At 34.4% G+C, this 18,137-nt stretch carries 22 protein-coding genes; 17 read left to right on the plus strand and 5 right to left on the minus strand.

Annotated elements, in window-relative coordinates:
* Positions 1 to 275: 275 nt before the first annotated feature.
* The 4 genes from AZF04_RS10280 to AZF04_RS10295 all read left to right on the plus strand — a co-directional run bounded on the left by AZF04_RS10280 (position 276) and on the right by AZF04_RS10295 (position 4,049).
* A complete protein-coding gene (locus AZF04_RS10280; protein WP_061948615.1) occupies positions 276 to 2,321 on the plus strand; it encodes a chemotaxis protein CheA in 2,046 nt (681 codons plus the stop codon).
* A gap of 18 nt (positions 2,322 to 2,339) precedes the next feature.
* Positions 2,340 to 2,786, plus strand: a complete 447-nt coding sequence (locus AZF04_RS10285) for a chemotaxis protein CheW (RefSeq protein WP_235599956.1) — start codon at positions 2,340 to 2,342, stop codon at positions 2,784 to 2,786.
* A 22-nt stretch (positions 2,787 to 2,808) separates the two neighbouring features.
* Positions 2,809 to 3,168 carry a response regulator gene (locus AZF04_RS10290; RefSeq protein ID WP_045480420.1) on the plus strand — a complete coding sequence of 120 codons (360 nt, stop codon included), beginning with the start codon at positions 2,809 to 2,811 and terminating at the stop codon, positions 3,166 to 3,168.
* A 224-nt stretch (positions 3,169 to 3,392) separates the two neighbouring features.
* Positions 3,393 to 4,049 carry a potassium channel family protein gene (locus tag AZF04_RS10295; RefSeq protein ID WP_045480417.1) on the plus strand — a complete coding sequence of 219 codons (657 nt, stop codon included), beginning with the start codon at positions 3,393 to 3,395 and terminating at the stop codon, positions 4,047 to 4,049.
* 2 nt (positions 4,050 to 4,051) lie between these two features.
* Here AZF04_RS10295 and AZF04_RS10300 read toward each other — a convergent pair whose 3' ends face one another.
* On the minus strand, positions 4,052 to 4,393 hold the full coding sequence (locus tag AZF04_RS10300) for a hypothetical protein (protein WP_061948616.1): 342 nt from the start codon (positions 4,391 to 4,393) through the stop codon (positions 4,052 to 4,054).
* Positions 4,394 to 4,522: 129 nt separating this feature from the next.
* Between AZF04_RS10300 and AZF04_RS10305 the strand changes: the two genes are divergently transcribed.
* The 3 genes from AZF04_RS10305 (at position 4,523) to AZF04_RS20980 (ending at position 5,829) form a co-directional block, all read left to right on the plus strand.
* Entirely contained in the window at positions 4,523 to 4,738 is a 216-nt protein-coding gene (locus AZF04_RS10305) for an LSm family protein (RefSeq protein ID WP_045480412.1), read from the plus strand.
* Between the two features lie 464 nt (positions 4,739 to 5,202).
* Complete coding sequence (locus tag AZF04_RS10310) at positions 5,203 to 5,499, plus strand: hypothetical protein (RefSeq protein ID WP_061948617.1); 297 nt, start codon at positions 5,203 to 5,205, stop codon at positions 5,497 to 5,499.
* A gap of 192 nt (positions 5,500 to 5,691) precedes the next feature.
* Complete coding sequence (locus tag AZF04_RS20980) at positions 5,692 to 5,829, plus strand: lmo0937 family membrane protein (protein WP_144202888.1); 138 nt, start codon at positions 5,692 to 5,694, stop codon at positions 5,827 to 5,829.
* Position 5,830: 1 nt separating this feature from the next.
* Here the strand turns inward: AZF04_RS20980 and AZF04_RS10315 are convergent, their stop codons facing one another.
* Positions 5,831 to 6,013, minus strand: coding sequence for a hypothetical protein (locus tag AZF04_RS10315; RefSeq protein ID WP_061948618.1), 183 nt, complete (start codon positions 6,011 to 6,013; stop codon positions 5,831 to 5,833).
* 123 nt (positions 6,014 to 6,136) lie between these two features.
* Here AZF04_RS10315 and AZF04_RS10320 point away from each other — a divergent pair, with 123 nt between their 5' ends.
* The 3 genes from AZF04_RS10320 (at position 6,137) to AZF04_RS10330 (ending at position 9,462) form a co-directional block, all read left to right on the plus strand.
* On the plus strand, positions 6,137 to 6,976 hold the full coding sequence (locus AZF04_RS10320; protein WP_061948619.1) for a dimethylarginine dimethylaminohydrolase family protein: 840 nt from the start codon (positions 6,137 to 6,139) through the stop codon (positions 6,974 to 6,976).
* 217 nt (positions 6,977 to 7,193) lie between these two features.
* On the plus strand, positions 7,194 to 8,726 hold the full coding sequence (locus tag AZF04_RS10325; RefSeq protein ID WP_061948620.1) for an acyl-CoA carboxylase subunit beta: 1,533 nt from the start codon (positions 7,194 to 7,196) through the stop codon (positions 8,724 to 8,726).
* 115 nt (positions 8,727 to 8,841) lie between these two features.
* On the plus strand, positions 8,842 to 9,462 hold the full coding sequence (locus tag AZF04_RS10330; protein ID WP_061948621.1) for a hypothetical protein: 621 nt from the start codon (positions 8,842 to 8,844) through the stop codon (positions 9,460 to 9,462).
* Between the two features lie 39 nt (positions 9,463 to 9,501).
* Here the strand turns inward: AZF04_RS10330 and AZF04_RS10335 are convergent, their stop codons facing one another.
* Both AZF04_RS10335 and AZF04_RS10340 read right to left on the minus strand, forming a co-directional pair.
* Positions 9,502 to 10,227, minus strand: a complete 726-nt coding sequence (locus AZF04_RS10335; protein WP_061948622.1) for a hypothetical protein — start codon at positions 10,225 to 10,227, stop codon at positions 9,502 to 9,504.
* A gap of 431 nt (positions 10,228 to 10,658) precedes the next feature.
* Complete coding sequence (locus AZF04_RS10340) at positions 10,659 to 12,050, minus strand: MATE family efflux transporter (RefSeq protein ID WP_235599971.1); 1,392 nt, start codon at positions 12,048 to 12,050, stop codon at positions 10,659 to 10,661.
* Between the two features lie 170 nt (positions 12,051 to 12,220).
* Here AZF04_RS10340 and AZF04_RS10345 point away from each other — a divergent pair, with 170 nt between their 5' ends.
* The 7 genes from AZF04_RS10345 (at position 12,221) to AZF04_RS10375 (ending at position 17,770) form a co-directional block, all read left to right on the plus strand.
* Complete coding sequence (locus AZF04_RS10345; protein WP_061948623.1) at positions 12,221 to 13,249, plus strand: LacI family DNA-binding transcriptional regulator; 1,029 nt, start codon at positions 12,221 to 12,223, stop codon at positions 13,247 to 13,249.
* Between the two features lie 90 nt (positions 13,250 to 13,339).
* Positions 13,340 to 14,425 carry an AI-2E family transporter gene (locus tag AZF04_RS10350; RefSeq protein WP_061948624.1) on the plus strand — a complete coding sequence of 362 codons (1,086 nt, stop codon included), beginning with the start codon at positions 13,340 to 13,342 and terminating at the stop codon, positions 14,423 to 14,425.
* 23 nt (positions 14,426 to 14,448) lie between these two features.
* Positions 14,449 to 14,814, plus strand: coding sequence for a rhodanese-like domain-containing protein (locus AZF04_RS10355; protein WP_045480389.1), 366 nt, complete (start codon positions 14,449 to 14,451; stop codon positions 14,812 to 14,814).
* Positions 14,815 to 15,088: 274 nt separating this feature from the next.
* Complete coding sequence (locus tag AZF04_RS10360) at positions 15,089 to 15,358, plus strand: hypothetical protein (protein WP_061948625.1); 270 nt, start codon at positions 15,089 to 15,091, stop codon at positions 15,356 to 15,358.
* Between the two features lie 270 nt (positions 15,359 to 15,628).
* Entirely contained in the window at positions 15,629 to 16,420 is a 792-nt protein-coding gene (locus AZF04_RS10365; protein WP_061948730.1) for a serine aminopeptidase domain-containing protein, read from the plus strand.
* A gap of 5 nt (positions 16,421 to 16,425) precedes the next feature.
* A complete protein-coding gene (locus AZF04_RS10370) occupies positions 16,426 to 17,259 on the plus strand; it encodes a YitT family protein (protein ID WP_061948626.1) in 834 nt (277 codons plus the stop codon).
* Positions 17,260 to 17,269: 10 nt separating this feature from the next.
* Positions 17,270 to 17,770, plus strand: coding sequence for a BsuPI-related putative proteinase inhibitor (locus AZF04_RS10375; RefSeq protein ID WP_061948627.1), 501 nt, complete (start codon positions 17,270 to 17,272; stop codon positions 17,768 to 17,770).
* A 190-nt stretch (positions 17,771 to 17,960) separates the two neighbouring features.
* Here AZF04_RS10375 and AZF04_RS21200 read toward each other — a convergent pair whose 3' ends face one another.
* On the minus strand, positions 17,961 to 18,131 hold the full coding sequence (locus tag AZF04_RS21200) for a hypothetical protein (protein ID WP_156479502.1): 171 nt from the start codon (positions 18,129 to 18,131) through the stop codon (positions 17,961 to 17,963).
* Positions 18,132 to 18,137 lie beyond the last annotated feature (6 nt).

Here is an 18,137-nt window from a genome sequence, read left to right on the forward strand (position 1 = left end):
TGTGAAAAGGGCAGTATGTGGAAGCAACTGCTCTTTTCACTTTTCTTTTAGTTATTAAAAACCTCCTCTTTTTGGCCGATAAAGAGAAAGAAGCTTCATTTAGGAACTGTAACCTATCATTTTATCTTTCTAGTAATAAAGTATTATATATTTTCATATTTTTATGTGAGAAAATATCTATATCATAGTAAAATATATGATAAAATAAATACAAAGTCTTAGTAGTACAGTTCGATATAGAAGTTTTTAAATGAAGGAAGACGGAGGGTTGTGTTTTGATAAATTCTGAATATCTTGATGTATTTTTAGATGAGAGTCAAGAGCATTTGCAATCATTAAATGATCATGTACTTCTATTAGAAAAGGAACCAACTAACTTATCTATTGTAGGAGAAATATTTCGTTCCGCTCACACATTAAAAGGAATGGCAGCGACGATGGGATTTGAAGATTTAGCACAACTAACTCATCATATGGAAAATGTTCTTGATTTAATAAGAAATGAAAAACTACAGGCCACAACAAATGTTTTGGATGTTGTATTTTCAGCGCTTGATGATTTAGAAGAAATCGTTATGGATATTTCAAATGGTGGAGAAGGAAAAAAAGACGTAACAGAAATGATTAGAAGATTAGAAGAAATCCTCGGAAATGACAGCACACCGATTCAATCCGTGCAAGTAAATCAAGAGGTAGCCGCTACAGCTATGGCTTTAACTGAAAATCATCTAAATGAGGATTTTGACGAATTTGAAAGAACAGTCCTATTACAATCGTTAGAACAGGATTATTCAGTATATATTTTAAAAGTGTCTTTAGATCCTGAGGTTATGCTTAAAGCTGCACGAGTTTTTATGGTATTTGAAATACTTGAACAATCAGGAGAAGTGATTAAAGCAAATCCGAGCACTGAAAAGTTGGAGGATGAGCAATTTGAATTAGATTTTCAAGTGACGATTATTTCTAAAGTAGAGTTAGAGAAATTAAGATCTCAAATATTAAAAGTATCTGAAATCTCATCCGTTCATATTGAATCTTTAACAAAGGAAGTTCTACAGCCATCTCGTGAAGAAGAGACGATTACTTTAGTAAAAAATGACAGCAAGCCTACTAAATTGGCAAAAGAGGATCAGTCCTCTTCAGAAGGAAGTAGTAAGAAGGCTTCTGAATCGAACAAAACCATTCGTGTTAATATCGAACGATTAGATAAATTAATGAACTTATTTGAAGAGCTTGTCATTGATAGAGGAAGGCTAGAACAAATCTCCAGTGAGTTAAAAAACACGGAGCTTCATGACACGGTAGAAAGAATGTCTAGAATTTCTAGCGACCTTCAGGAAATTATTTTAACGATGCGCATGATGCCAGTAGATCAAGTATTTAATCGTTTCCCAAGAATGCTTCGAAATTTAGCTAAAGAACTGAAAAAAGAAGTGAATCTTGAAATAGTAGGTGCTGAAACAGAGCTAGACCGGACGATTATTGATGAAGTCGGTGACCCATTAGTTCATCTTCTCAGAAATTCAATCGACCATGGAATCGAAACACCTCAGGAAAGATTACGCCTTGGCAAGCCAAAGGTTGGAACGATTACCTTACGTGCCTTTCATAGCGGTAATAATGTCTTTATTGAAATTGAAGATGATGGGGCAGGTATCGACCGAGATAAAGTGCTTCAAAAGGCGCTGGATAGAGGTGTCGTTACAGAAGCTGATGCTGAAAAAATGTCGGATCAACAAGTGTTTTCTCTGTTGTTCTCCTCTGGTTTCAGTACCGCTGAGCAAATAACGGATATTTCAGGTAGAGGTGTAGGGTTAGATGTTGTTCGAAACACCTTTGAATCTCTAGGAGGTAGTGTAACGGTTCATTCTACGTTAGGAAAAGGCTCTACCTTCTCTGTTCAGCTACCATTAACATTATCCATTATTGACGTCATGCTAGTCGAGGTTGGAGTAGAAAAGTATGCGATTCCGCTTTCTTCAATTGTAGAGACAGCCATTGTTGATAAAAATGAAATTTATCAGGCTCATAATCAAAAGGTAATTGATTTCCGTGGTAAGGTTGTACCTTTAGTGTTCTTAAAGGATGTCTTTGAGGTACCGAACGCCCGCGATCATGATGAATTTTATTCACTTGTCATTATCCAAAAAGGAAATAAAGTAGCCGGCCTAGTAGTGGATGCTTTAATTGGTCAGCATGATATTGTATTAAAATCAATTGGCCAATATTTATCTAATATTTTTGCGATTTCTGGTGCGACTATTCTAGGTGATGGACAAGTAGCATTAATAATTGATTCTAATGCTTTAATAAAGTCATAATATAAGGAGTTGAATTCATTGTCAGTAAGTGTTGGGTCGATCAATGATGTAAAAGTAATCATTTTTCAAATACAAAGTGAAGAATATGCGATTCCAGTTGAATTCATCCAGTCGATAGAAAGAATGCAGCCGATTACTCGAATCCCTGGTACTGAACCCTATATAAAAGGGGTTATGAATTTAAGAGGTCTAATTACTCCTATCGTGGACTTGCGAGCACGTTTTAGTTTAGAGGAAAGAGATTTCGATGATTCAACGCGTATCCTTGTTATATCCAAAGATACGATGAGCTTCGGTATGATCGTTGATGGAGCAAATGATGTATTAGATTTACCAAAGGATAAAATTGAACCTACACCAGAGGTGGTTGGTGGTGTTCAAGCTGAATATTTAGATGGTGTGATAAAAATTGGTGAACGACTATTTACTTTATTAAATTTATCAAAAATAATGGAAACGAAATGAATGAGAAAGGTGGATACAACTAATGGCTTCCATTTTAATTGTAGATGATGCGGCTTTTATGAGAATGATGATTAAAGATATACTGGTGAAAAACGGTTATACAATTGCAGGAGAGGCTGCCAATGGTGCAGAAGCAGTAGAGAAGTATAAAGAATTAGGACCAGACCTTGTTACCCTAGATATAACAATGCCTGAAATGGATGGAATTCAAGCACTAAAAGAAATTAGAGCAACTGATGGAGATGCAAAGGTAATTATGTGTTCAGCAATGGGGCAACAATCCATGGTTATTGATGCGATTCAATCTGGTGCAAAGGACTTTATTGTTAAACCTTTCCAAGCAGATCGAGTGATAGAAGCGATTCAAAAGGTGCTTTCATAATTCGTTAAAATCAAGGCTATAAAAAATGAAAAGATACCCCTAAAAAGAGCGATGTTGGTTGAAATAAATCACATCGTTTTTTTGGTGTTTAGATGATAAGAAAAAGACATATGCTTAAATGACAAAATTGATATTGCAAGCTTCTTTACTTTCATGTACGCTTTTAAAAGTAAATATGTTCCTGAGCTTGATTTTTGAGAAAATTAAATTAGGAGAGATACAAAATGAAAAAGGAATTTGCTGTGATTGGCTTAGGGAGGTTTGGTAGTAGTGTATGTAAAGAGCTTTTTCGATTAGGTCATGATGTGTTAGCCATTGACCAGGACGAAGAAAAGGTTCAGGATGTTTTAACCATTGCTACTCACACAGCGATAGCTAATGCGACTGATGAGAAAGCTTTACAATCCTTAGGTATACGTAATTTCGAATATGTTGTAGTTGCCATAGGAGATGATATTCAGTCCAGCATACTTTGCACATTACTCTTAAAAGAATTAGGAGTAAAGAAGGTTTGGGCAAAAGCTCAAAGTTATTATCATCAAAGGGTTTTGGAGAAAATTGGAGCAGACCGAGTCGTTCGGCCAGAAAGAGACATGGGGATGAGGATGGCTCATCACCTTGTATCTGAAAATATTGTGGATTATATAGAATTATCTAGTGAATACAGTATTTTAGAGTTAAAAGCAACAGATAAATTACATCAGCGATCACTGATAGATTTAGATATCCGTGCAAAGTACGGTTGTACGGTTCTAGGTATAAAAAAAATGGATGAATTAAATATATCCCCCAAACCAACGGATCATGTTGAAAAAGGAGATATACTCATCGTACTCGGTCATAATCGTGATTTAAAGAAGTTTGAAGATACTGGCATGTAAAATTACCGAAGGAACTTCTGTACATAATCAAAAGATTGGTTTCGTAAATGAATGTTTAATACTTTATTCGTCCCAGAATATCCTCTATACGTATATTGATATTGACTAAAAAGGCCATCTTTTTTAGGAATATCCACTGTAATATTAGATGATTTCATTTTTTTCTTTACATGATATAGCTCCTTACTAATCTGATCGAGTGTTCGTTTAGCCCAATCAAGGTATAAATTTTGATATTTGAGAGAGCTCTTCTCAAATATATTGTAATCTTTTTCAAGAGCTCTTCTTACTGTTATTAACAATATATATTGATGAATAATTTCCCATTCTCTCTCAGTAAGCATAATATCACCTCATTAATACGAACGTTAGTTCTTATTATAATTCAAATTTTCATTTTTACAAGTGCATCACCGTTATTTACATCAAGAGAAAGTCATTTTTAGTTTTAATAGTAACGTGAGGTGAAAAGATTGACTGAGAACCATGTTCTTCTAAATAAATGGATACAAGAAAATTCCTTATTAACTGTAAAATCGAAAAAGCAAATACGTGGGCAAAATACATTTAGAGGTCGACTTCTTTCGTATCAATCGACCAAACAAACATTGCTTTTTTATGATGACGACCTAAAGGAAGTATTTCATTTTAGCTTATCCGAAATAAAAGAGATATCTGCAAAAAAGTAAAAAAAACCTATTGTTTACATATGTAAGTGAATTTCATCATTGCTCTATAAAAGAATAAAACCGAACGACTCTTATAAAATATGTTTTAAACGTTTGCGAATTAACTTCTTGATTGAAACGGAAGGTAGTGACTCCCAAAGGATCAGCGCAGTCTGAAGATCCACTCTGACGACGCTCTGAATAGTCAGAGTTAGCTGAAGACAAGCCCTTGGGAAAGCATCTACCTAAAGTGAAAATCAAAAACCAAATCGTTCGGTTTTCATTATTAGATATGAATGATGAAATTCACTCAAGTAAGAAGCGTTTGCTGATGAAAGTAGACGCTTTATTAGGTTTTGATACTTTAGATTGAAATTTTTAAGAAAAGTTGTTACAATGAAGAAAATGATAACGCTTTCATAACCTTGGTTTAAAGGAAGCTTAAAATGGGAATATTTTTATAAAGATAAATGGAGGGATGCGAGATGAATAACCAATTTGCGATGGATAAAAATGTATTAAAACAATTACATGTTATAAATAATTTGCAAACACGCTCTGAAAGTACGGTTCAATCATTGTATGCCCAAGCCGTTTTAGAATATTCTCTTTACCATTACAAAATGGAAAGAGTAAACGAGGAAATTGAGAGGGCATTAAAAGAGTATAATCGAGAAGATTTTTTATTAGCCTCAAGCGAATATCAAAACTTATTAGAAGAACATAAAAATGGGAAAATAATATCAGAAAATGGTTATGAACTATTATTAACTTTTGATTAATAACCTCTTAAAACCCAAGAGAACATTCTATCTCTTGGGTTTTTATTTTGCCCATAATCAAGTAAAAATGAATCAATTAGTTTCAAAAGAAAATTTTAGGGTACTTAATAATTAGTTGCATGCAACCATGCATGACAAAATAATAATAGCTAATAATAAAAGCACAACATTTTATATGGAGGTGGGAATGGTATGTGGACAATTCTAATTATCGTTTTAATTTTATGGGTGTTAGGTTTTAGCTTTGAGATTGCGGGTAACTTAATCCATATCCTATTAGTTGTCGCATTAATTTTATTAATTATTCGACTGCTTCCAGGAAGAAGATAGTTTAACTATCGGTTAAATGCTGGTAAGCATTACGTAAAATAGGCTCTGTTTCTACAAAATGTTTGAACAGAACATGCAAAGCGGCTTCCTCTTGTTGAAAATGATTTTGAATGTCTTGATAAGTAGTAAAAAGAAAAGGATCAATTGATATTAATTGACGCATTCGATTAGGGTGATAATCCAAGCATAGCCCTCCTTAGAAAACTTGTTCATTGTTACTATATGTGCATATTCATATTTTGTTCAAATTGGAAGCAACATAAACATAAAACTCATTGTACATGTTGAAAAAGGAAGGAATTAGGTCATGCAAGATACTTACTGTCAGACAGAGTATGATAGGTTGCGTTCCGTTATTTTATGCGAACCCACATACATGTCTATTGAAGAAGCTATAAATGATATACAAAAGGTTTATAGTAGAGAAAACATTGATTCAAAAAAAGCTCAAGGTGAGCATCAAGAGTTATTAAAGACTCTTAGGAACCATGATATTAATGTGAAGATTATTCCAGCTCATTCTGATTTTCCCGAACAGGTTTTTACGAGAGACATTGGTTTTGTTATTGATCATACGTTATATGCAGGTAAGTTAAAAAGGGAGATTCGTCAAGGTGAGAATGAGCAATTTAAAGAATTTCTTCAATCCGAGAATATCGTTTTTCAAGAAATTAGTGACGGAACCATTGAAGGTGGAGATGTGATTATAAATGGTGATCATATTTACATCGGAAACAGTAGTCGCACGGCTAAAGATTCACTTATGCAAATACGTCGTAATCATGAAGATAAAAAAATTCATTTAATTGAATTTGATGAGAAGTATTTACATTTAGACTGTGTATTTAACCCTATATCTGACAAAGAAGCGCTCATTTTTACAGATGCCATTTCAGAAGAATCATTACTACTTTTAAAAGAACATTTTCAGTTCATTGAAGTATCAAAAGAGGAGCAATTTCAACTAGCTGTGAATGTATTATCAATAGGGAATAAGCAAATTATAGCTTTGCCTAAAAACACATTAACGAATCAACAGTTAATCGACAGAGGGTACACGATTATAGAAGTAGATTTTTCAGAGATTATTAAATCGGGAGGATCTTTTAGGTGTGTTACCATGCCGCTGTGGAGAGAAAACGAATGAATAAACAAAAATAGGAAATAGCAATGGTATGATTGCACGACTAGGAAAAAGACTTTGGGAATTGTTTCTCAAAGTCTTTTTTTAGTTTTAATGGTATATTATGGAATTTTCTTTCATTTCCGAGGAAATAAAACATAAAGAAATACAAGTAAATATCGAAAGAGAATGTTTTAGCTATACATACATAAAAATGAACAAAGAAGAGGAGGGGTACTTTATGAAAAAACAAATCAATCAATTAGAGACATTAAAAATCCGTTTGAAGCGTGGTGGTGGTAAAGAAAAAATCAAACAACAATATTTAAAAGGAAAGAGAACGGCACGTGAAAGAATTAACATCCTTCTTGATCATAAAAGTTTTACTGAATTGAATACGTTTATGACTAAAAATACAAACGTACGATCTGTTGAGAACTTAGAGGGAGATGGAGTGATTACTGGCTATGGGAAAATAAAAGAAAAACTTGTGTTTGTTTACGCACAAGATTTTACTGTCCATGGAGGAAGTTTAGGTGAAATTCAAGCCAAAAAAATTGTGAAAATCATGGATATGGCTTTTGAAAATAAAGCGCCAATTATTGGATTGATTGATTCAGGAGGTGCAAATATACAAGAGGGAGTCAAAGCTTTAGATGGATACGGCCAAATTCTATATCGGAATTGTATATATTCGGGTATAATCCCTCAAATTTCAGTCATTCTCGGTCCTTGTGCTGGAGGGGCAGTGTATTCACCAGCTTTATGTGATTTTGTCTTTATGGTGAAAAATATTAGTAAAATGTTCATTACTGGGCCAAGGGTAATTGAAGAAGTGACAGGAGAGTATATTGATGAAGAAAAGCTAGGTGGTACAAATATTCACAGTAAAGAAAGTGGAGTTGCTCATTTTGTGGAAGAAACCGAAGAGGAGATACTAAAAAGAGTGAGAGAGGTCGTCTCTTATATCCCTGATGCCAATAAAGGGAACGATACATTCGCTAAAGAGGAAATACAAGCTCCAGTAACAGGAAATTTATTAGAAATTGTGCCAACAGAACGAAAAAAAACTTACAACATGCACCATGTCATTGAGCACATTGTTGATAAGGGAAGCATACTGGAAGTACAAAAGGAATATGCAAGAAATATGATTGTTAGCTTCGCCAAAGTAGGAGGCCAGGTTGTTGGCATTGTAGCCAATAATCCGAAAGTGAAGGCAGGAGCTATAGATATTGATGCTTCCGATAAATGTGCTCGTTTTGTCCGTTTTTGTGATGCTTTTAAAATTCCATTAATTGTATTAGAGGATGTTGGAGGATTCCTCCCTGGAATTCATGAGGAACAAAAGGGTTTAATTCGACACGGAGCAAAGGTTATATTTGCTTTCTCAGAAGCCACCGTACCTAAAATTACTGTGATTATTAGAAAAGCCTATGGAGGGGCTTTTGTAGCGTTAAATAGTAAAGCACTAGGTGCAGATTTTGTGTTTGCCTGGCCAAGTGCAGAAATTGCTGTTATGGGAGCAGAAGGAGCTATACAAATTTTACATACAAAAGAGTTGGCAGAAAATAAAGAAGGAAATTTTAAACAAAAAAAAATAGAAGAGTACTATGAAAAGTACGCCAATCCGTATCTTGCTGCATCTTTTGGAATGATCGACGAAATGATTTCACCTACTGATACGAGAAAATATCTTATTAGTAGCTTACAAACTCTTAAAAACAAATCCAAGCATTTGCCAATCAATCGACATAATAATTTACCTTTATAAGCTGAATAGACGTTTTTAAGCATAGGAATTAAGGGGCGTTACTGTTCTATTGTAAAGAATTATGATAAAATGCAATGATAAAATATTGAAATAAACGTAGAAAGAGAGAAATGGTTTGACAATTATATGGAATGAATTTTTATATTGGTTAATCGTAGTGTTAGTGGTCGTTTTGTTTGTATTTATTGGCAGTTATATCCTGTCATCTGTTTTAAAAAAATTAATGAAACCATCTAGTAAATGGGTGGAGGTTATTAGCTCAGCACTTCTAATGATAACGGTAATTGCTCTATATTTTGTTTTTGAGGAACAGTTTACATTAAAAGCTAATCAAGGAGATTTACTAGTAACGGAAAATGGCTCGCGCTCTATTGAAGAAGAATCAGGGAGAATTATATCGACCGAAAATCCGATGATTATTTATCATCTTTATATGCTAGGGTTTAATGATACGCTAGATTTAGGCTCTGATCCTGGTTTGGATCATCAAATTTTGATAAGTACAAACGACTATCAAGCTCTTTATCCGTATGTTGAAGAGGGTAGATATCACTTAAACGATGGCGCTTTTCACTTTACTAAATACTATGAAAAGAAGATAAGTCCAGTAGCACAAGAAGTGCTGGAGCAGCTTCAGGAGGCTGGTTTAGCGGGGGAACAATTAGAAGCTGAATTTTTGAAAATAATGGAGGAGCAGTTTCCTTACCATCATTTTCATTCCTCTTCTTCATTTTAATCGAAAAGTTTAATCATCAAATAGACATATACTGACAATCTACTTTATAGGGATTTGTAGAGTGAATGTCCATTCAATCTGGTTTAGTTGGTTTCTTCTAAGAATAAGGTCAAAGCTTTTTGGTAATTCTGTAGCAAACTCATATTGTCCGTCCATTTGAAAACCGTCTGCATCATATTCAGTTGTTGTAAATACCGGGTAAATTCTTTCGTTATTTAGTTTAATAGCTAAATCTAAGCCTTTAATAGGATGAATATCATTTGCTTGTAACGTAAGTAGCTGATTATTAATGGTAAATTGTTCAATAACCAATTCATTCATCACATTGTTTTCGAGTTTACCATCTCTATAATTAAAGGTGAGTTCGTAGTCATAATAAGAAGGAGTAGCTATAACTTTCAAGTATAGCTGTTCCTGTTCGGTAATCGGTTCTGTAAGGATAGATAGAGAGAGTGTCTGAGAATCCTCATTTAAAGATTGCTCATTCGAGCTAATGTCTACTTTCTCTGAGTCATTAGATGGTCCTTTTTCAATTAGACTAGTAAAGATAAAATCCTTCTCTAAATCTAAATGATGATTTAATAATTGAATGTCTGCCTCTATTAGAAATTGATCATCAGAATCATTTTGTTCTACAGCTAATAATCTTACGTCTAGATGTTCGTTATTAGAAGAGATAGGTAAAACGATTGGTTCCTCCTGATTTTGAGCAACATGACAGCCTGTTAATAAAGACAAAAGACCTAAAATGATTAGTAGTGGCAAGAAAAGTCACCTCAACATGATTAAATTACATTATGTAGATCTTATCATAATAGGACAAAAAGACCAATCATAAAAATGAATTTTTCATGGCAGGTTCATCAAATAGTATGAATAGGAAAATGAGGAAAGGTGCTGGGAGCAAAAGCATGAATGAAGACCCCACAGATGCCTTTCTGTTCGCTCTCCGACAAGAGAACGGTTTGGTGGTGTCTCACTACCTTTTTTTAGAAGTGGATTCCTGCATAGTCATCTCATCCTACTGTAGTCAGCGTGACTTGTGTCCGCTAAGTTACGTAATTCCATAGAGATTCTTAAAATTCAACAGGCCCCCTTCTTAAATAAAAGAAGATAGAGCCTGTTTGTTTTCGTATATGCAGCTAATACACACACCATTTTAATTTTGCTACATTAGTGAGATGATTAAACAGGTTTTATCCCTGTTCCTGTGGTTTTCGGATAAATGACATTTCTCTCCATTTACCTTGCTTCCACCGCCATAGCATTAATACACCACGCAGCCATTCATCTACTATAAAAGCGATCCAAACGCCTATTAGTCCTAAACCAACATGAATCGTTAGAAAATAGGCAAGAGGTACTCCTACTCCCCACATAGAGAGAATTCCTAAATAGACAGGGAATTTAGCATCCCCTGCTGCCCTAAGTGAGTTGATACAAACCACATTAAAGGCTCGACCCGGCTCTAAAATAATTGTCAACAAAAGCAAGGTGCTTGCCATAGTAATAATATCAGGGTTATCTGTAAAAATACCTATAATTGGTTTGCTGAATAAGAAAAATATAAAGGCAATGACAATCGAAAAGCCAATGGCAATCCATAAGCTCTTAATACAGCGCTTATAAGCAGCATCTAGCTGTTTAGCACCAATTTGATAGCCAATAATAATTTGATTTCCTTGTCCGATAGCTAAAGAAAAAAGTAAAACAAGCATCATAACATTCTGAGTATATACTCGAGTAGTTAGAGCATCTGTTCCAATTAAGACGATAAAATAAGTAATCATTAACTGAGATGTATTATAGGATAAATGTTCACCGGCTGATGGAATACCGATTCGTAATAAATTTTTTAATTCAAATGAAGGCCATCCCTTTTTTAAAAATGAGAAGGGAAGTTCATCTTTAATGCGTTTAATTAAAACGTAAAAGATAATGATAAAGCCTATCATTCGACAAATCGCGGTAGTAATGGCAACTCCAGTAACCCCTAAAACTGGAAGTCCAAACGGGCCGAAAATGACGAAATAGTTAGCAATGACATTTAAAATATTAATAGCAATGGTGATATACATAACATCTTTTGTAAATTGATGACTACGTAAAATAGCGCCAATAGTCATAATTCCAGCTTGAAAAACGATAAATCCTCCAACGATTTGTAAGTATACCTTAGCTTCAGTCATTAAATGAGCTTCAAGCCCCATAATAGAAAGTAACGTCGGGGCTGCAAAAAAGATAACGATTCCTAAGAGGATTCCAAATAGTACGTTAGCCACAATTGAAACAACGGCCACTTGTCCTGCATTTGCCCTTTGGTCAGCACCTAAATATTGAGAAACTAAAACAGTAGTACCTGTTGCTATAAAACCAAACATCACGATAATTAGTGAAACAATCTGATTTGAAACTCCAACCGCAGCAACAGCGTGGTCAGAATATTGACTTAGCATGAGCGTATCTGCATTTCCCATTAACATATGTAAAAGTAGTTCTATAAAAATGGGCCAAGTTAACGCGAAAAGCGATAAAGTTTTAATCGATTTGCTAGACTTGTTATTCAGTAAAAACACCTCCGATTTCAACAAACGAAGTTTATTATACTATGGTTTTAATAAAAATAGTTATAACATTTATGTTTTTGTTAAAAATTAAAGCATTTACTTTATTTTTTATGAAGTTTTTTTAGAAACCTTACTTGATCAGTGTTATGAAGAAGCATAAAATAGGAAGGAATTAGAAAGGAGCGAGCTTGATGTCTGTGACCATTAAAGATGTAGCTAAAAAAGCTAAAGTAGCACCATCTACTGTTTCACGAGTTATTTCAGATAGTCCTAGAATTAGTCAGCAGACAAAGGAAAAGGTTCGGTTAGCTATGACGGAATTAGGCTATCATCCTAATTATCATGCTAGAAGCTTAGTGAACCAATCGACGCGAACGCTCGGTGTCATTATGCCAAGTTCTCCAAAAGGAGCTTTTCAAAACCCTTTTTTCTCAGAGGTATTGAGAGGGATTACTGCTAAAGCATCTGTTGATAAATTTGGATTATATTTATCAACAGGTCAATCAGACGATGAGATATATGATGATGTGCAGCAGATGGTTTTTAGTAGACGAATAGATGGCATTATATTGCTTTATTCCAAAATGAATGACCGTATCATTCCTTTTTTATTAAAGGAAAAATTTCCATTTGTTTTAGTGGGAAGACCCGCTGATCAATTTCATGAGCAAGTATATTATGTCAATAATGATAATTTTAAAGCGGCAAAAATGGTTACCGAATATTTGCTGTTATTAGGTCATAAAAGAATTGGATTTATTGGGGGAGAACTAGACCAAATCGTAACCGTGGATCATCAAAGGGGCTATGAGTCAGCATTAGAGCATAGTGATATCTCAGTCAATAAAAAATATTTAATATACAATAATGAGGGTGTATTAGAGGATAGCCAAGAATCTTTAATTGAGCTTATGGCACACAAGCCATCACCTACTGCTCTTGTTGTGGCAGATGATTTAATGGCTCTTAGTGTATTACGCTTGCTTAATGAAATGGGATTACGTGTACCAGAGGATATGTCAATTGTAAGCTTTAATAATATCATGCTTTCACAGCTTACTCTCCCTCCATTAACGACCGTCGATATTCATATTTACGAATTAGGCTTTATCGGCACCGAAAAACTTATCAACATGATTAATCAAAAAGAGCAAGAAAATGAAACGATTATTCCGTATCGTTTTATTAAAAGACAGACATGTAAAAAGCAAAATATATAGATGTTTATTTTAATAGGGATAAAGTTAGGCTAAAGGCGAAAACAATGATATAATTTACTAAAAAAAAGAGTGGGAAGGAAACGGTCATTTATGCCAAATAGTAAATATTTTAGGTTCGGAATGGGCATTGCTTTAATATTACTAATCATCTTTTTAGCATCATTAGTGGATTGGGTCTTTAAGCCTTTATTAATTTTGGTTCAAACCTTATTTGCTCCTATTTTAATAGCTGGAGTACTGTTTTATATATTAAGGCCATTTGTTGTATTTTTGACGAGGTGGATTCCAAGAGCATTATCTATCTTAGTCGTATTTCTAACATTAATTGGAGTGTTTACTCTTATTATTATCTTAATAGGTCCTGAAATACAGAATCAGTTTAATAGCTTAGTTGAAAATTGGCCAAATATTGTGAATGAATTTAGAGCCTTCTTCGGATCGATTCAAGATAGCGACTGGTTCTCTAGATTCCAAGAGGGTGAAGTGGTAAGCTTTGATGAAATTATGGCTACTCTTGAAAAATACTTACTAGATGTTATGTCTTTAGTAGGATCGAATATTGCCAACGTCATTGGGGCGATCGCTAATGTGGTTCTCATTTTGGTTATCATTCCATTTGTGCTATTCTTTATGTTAAAGGATGGAGAATCAGCTCCAAATAACGTGCTAAAGCTATTTCCTAAAAAGCAACAAACAGAAGGTAGAAAAATTTTAGGTGATATGGATGAGGCGTTAAGCTCTTTTATTCAGGGACAAATTATTGTTAGCTTTTGTGTAGGGATATTAATGTATATCGGCTATTTAATAGTAGGTTTAGAATACTCTTTAGTTCTAGCCTTACTCGCAATGGTGACTAATGTAATCCCATTTATAGGACCATGGATTGGTGCCATTCCAGGTGTTATCGTTGGATTGTTTGTATCTCCAGGAACAGCAATAGTCGTTGCGATCATTGCTGTGGTGGTACAACTAATTGAAAGTAATTTAATTTCTCCGTTAGTGATGGGGAAAAAGCTAGATGTACATCCACTAACGATTATATTTTTATTACTAGTCGCAGGGAAATTTGCAGGAATATTAGGAATGCTGTTAGCTGTTCCAGCTTATGCAGTAGGAAAAGTAATTGTTTACCATATTTATCGATTATGGACCTTAAAAAATCCACGTCCTGAGTAATCAAACGAAAGTGAGTGATCACAATGAGCTATGAAAAAGACGGAATCAATCAAATAGAGGTAGAGGAATTGGAAAAATTGGTAAATGAGGAAAGAGACAATAAAATCCTTATTGATGTCAGAGAAGTGGAGGAATATGATCAATTTCATATTCCAGGTGTTCCGCTAATTCCAATGAATCAAATTCCTCAATTATTTGAGAAAATGGATAAAGAAAAAGATTATGTATTTATTTGCCGAAGTGGAGCGAGAAGCCAAAATGTTGCTCTATTTTTGAAGGACAATGGCTTTAATCATGTCCATAATTACGCAGGTGGAATGCTGGCGTGGCAAGGTGAAACAGCAGAAGGTCCAGAATGGATTGTTAAAGATATTAAAGAAATCTATTAATTAATTTACAACAATAAATAAGAAGTTAGCAGAAAAAGTGAAATGGAGTGCGCTCTATTTCGCTTTTTTATGATCTTTAGAAGGTTTTCCTTCTATTTGAGAACGAGCAATAGGGTAAAGAGATTATATATACGATTCACGACTTTTGAGTATAGTAAATAAAGCAATGTGTTCAATCATCGTCCAGAGTTGACTATTGAAAATCGATAAATAGGTTTAATGACTAAGCTGAAAAGGGAAAAGTATCAATAAGAAAAGAAAGGTGGTTATATAAATGGATATTAAAAAAGCAATTTATGCGACGGTCATCGCAGGAGCTGGAGCCGTTACAACCGTTTATTTAACAGATGAAGAGCGGAGAGAGCGGTTAAAAGCAAAAAGTAAAGAAATGTATCATAAAGTATGTGCGTTAACGAATAAGAAAAAAGGAAAAACGTCTATAAAAAGAATGGGAAATCCAGACCCTTACGATATTGAAGACCAGAGAATGGTTGAAGAAGGAGCTTTATACAGCGTACAAAAATATAATGAAATTAAGCAATAGAAGAGGAGAAATCGTATCAGTTTCTCGTTCTAAAAAAGTGAAATGGAGATGTTCCATTTCACTTTTACTATGTTCAGAGTGAATTTTTGAGAAATACATCACATCATTTATCGCTAGTAACTTAGGTTTACAGTTGAAAACGCCAAAAAGGTCACTGTATAAACCATAGAATGCAGGGAATGACTCTTTTTTTAAAGTTAATGAAAGATGTTTGAGAAGATGGGGGATGCTATAATATAGGAAAATATAGCCATGGAGGGAACTTTTAAAATGATTTTGATTGAAAATGAAACGATTTCGCATATTCCAGCGTTACATGTAGTGAAAGAAGATGTCAAAGATGAAAGCTCACTCCCTGTAGTGTTTGTGTTACATGGTTTTAAAAGTGCAAAAGAAGATCAGTTGCCTATCGCTTATTTATTGGCGGAAAAAGGGTTTCGAGTAATACTTCCAGATGCCCAGTCACACGGTAAGCGTGAGGATTCTATTAGTCGTGATGAACAAAAATTAGCTCTATCATTTTGGAATATTGTCATGACCTCAATAAAAGAAATCGCGATTATAAAGGAATCTCTAGAAAAACGACAATTATTAAAGGGTCCAGTAGCAATAGTGGGCACTTCAATGGGAGCCATTACATTATATGGTGCTTTGACACAGTATGAGTGGATATCTTCAGCGGCCGCTTTTATGGGAGCTGCTCATTACGAGCATCTAGCAAATGAGCAGATTAAAACGATCGAATCTAAAGGTGTGGTCATTGAAGAAAAAGATAAGTGGGAAGTTCTGACTAATTTAAAACACTTTGATTTGACGAAACAAATCAATAAGCTTAATAGGCGTCCGTTATGGATTTGGCATGGATTACAAGATCAAGTGATTCCATTTTTCTATTCTGAAAAGCTATATGAAACTGTTCAGGACCAATATGAAAATCATTCAGAGCAATTAGCTTTTATAAGGGAAGAAAGAGCAGGACATAAGGTAAGCAGAAAAGCCATGTTCGAGGCAACGGATTGGCTAAGGAAACAATCAATCAAAAATCCGACGGAAGTTTCATAGTCATTATGAAAACTACATTATTAAAAGAAACGGAAAAAATGGTTGTAATCCTTATTGGCTCGGCTTTAATCGCCATTTCATTAAACTGGTTTTTAATTCCTGCAAATGTATTTGCGAGTGGATTTACAGGAGTGGCACAGTTAATTTCGAGTGTTATTCCTGTTTCAACAGGAATACTTCTATTCCTACTAAATATTCCAGTAGCGATTATGGGTTGGTTAAAGGTAGGAAAAAGCTTTACCATTTATAGTTTTATAAGTGTTGTATTTACTTCTTTATTTTTAGAATTAATACCCATTCATCAATTTTCACCTGATATTATTTTAAATGCTGTGTTTGGTGGTGTTATTACGGCAATCGGGGCAGGGATCATGCTCAAATGGGGAGCGTCTTCCGGAGGATTAGATATCATTGCCTTACTTTTATCAAGATATAGTGATAGGCCTATAGGAATTTATTTCTTCTTATTAAATGGGGTTATTGTGATAATGTCTGGTCTATTATTTGACCCAGAAAAGGCATTATATACACTTGTCACTCTTTATGTAACTTCAAGAGTAGTAGATGCGATTCATACTCGACATGTGAAGCTGACTGCATTTATTGTTACTCAAAATGCAGATAAAGTTAGAGAAGAAATATACCAACACTTTACTAGAGGAATTACAAGAGTTCCATCAAAGGGAGGTTTTACTTCCAATGATAATGAAGTGTTAATGATCGTGCTCACGAGATATGAATTATATGACTTAAAACAGATTTTAAAACAGACAGATCCAAAGGCTTTTACAAATATAGTCGAAACGACTGAAGTATTTGGTTTATTTCGAAAGGACTGAGGAGGCAATGATGAAAAACATTAGGTTCATACTCATAATAATGGGAATCTTGCTTTTAGGAGCATGTGGAACGCAAACAAGTACAGGAGACGGGTCAGATGATTCAGCTCAAGACTTATATGAAGGAGAATCCATAGTGATCAATGATGTAGAATTTACCCAACAGATTAACCTTAGTGATGAAGAAAGCTTAGATGTTGTAATGCAATTAAAAAATGTCAGTCAAAATGATATCACATTAGCTTTTTCTTCTGGTCAAAAAATGGAAATTGTGCTACGGAATGAACAAGGTGAAGAAGTTTATCGATATTCAGAAGGAAAGATGTTTACGATGGCAATTGAAAATAAAACACTTGCACCTGATGAGCATTTATCCTTTGGAGAGTATATTGATGTAAGTGAATTTGAAGCTGGAGAATATACCGTAGAGCTTACATCACTTGTATATGAAGTTGAAGGAGAAGAGGAAAACTTAAATTTTCAAGAAGAAATAACGATTACATTGCCTTAAAGAGGTAAATAAAAAACGGATAAGTGTAAGCTTATCCGTTTCACCCTGTTGACAAAGGAAGTGGCCATGTCGAATCCACTTTTTAAAGTAAGTAGGTTCGGTGTCAGCCATTGGATGCAAAGTGTCTTGGGGGAGCGAACAGTCGGGTACCTAACCATGGGTGGAATCATTCATTCATTCATGAGTAGTTTTAGGCTCTTTTGTTTTGCTTGTTCCCCCAATTTTTTAGTGCCTTTTCTTGAATTTTCTTTTGTAAGTGAAACCATTCAGGTGATTGATTTTCTGATTGGGGCTCTTTTATTTCCTTTTTGGCAGGTGATGTATATTGTATGGACCAAAAAGAGGAAAAAGGTTCTTTCATTTTTAA

The sequence above is a fragment of the Alkalihalobacillus trypoxylicola genome (assembly GCF_001590785.1).
Lineage (GTDB): Bacteria > Bacillota > Bacilli > Bacillales > Bacillaceae_D > Alkalihalobacillus > Alkalihalobacillus trypoxylicola.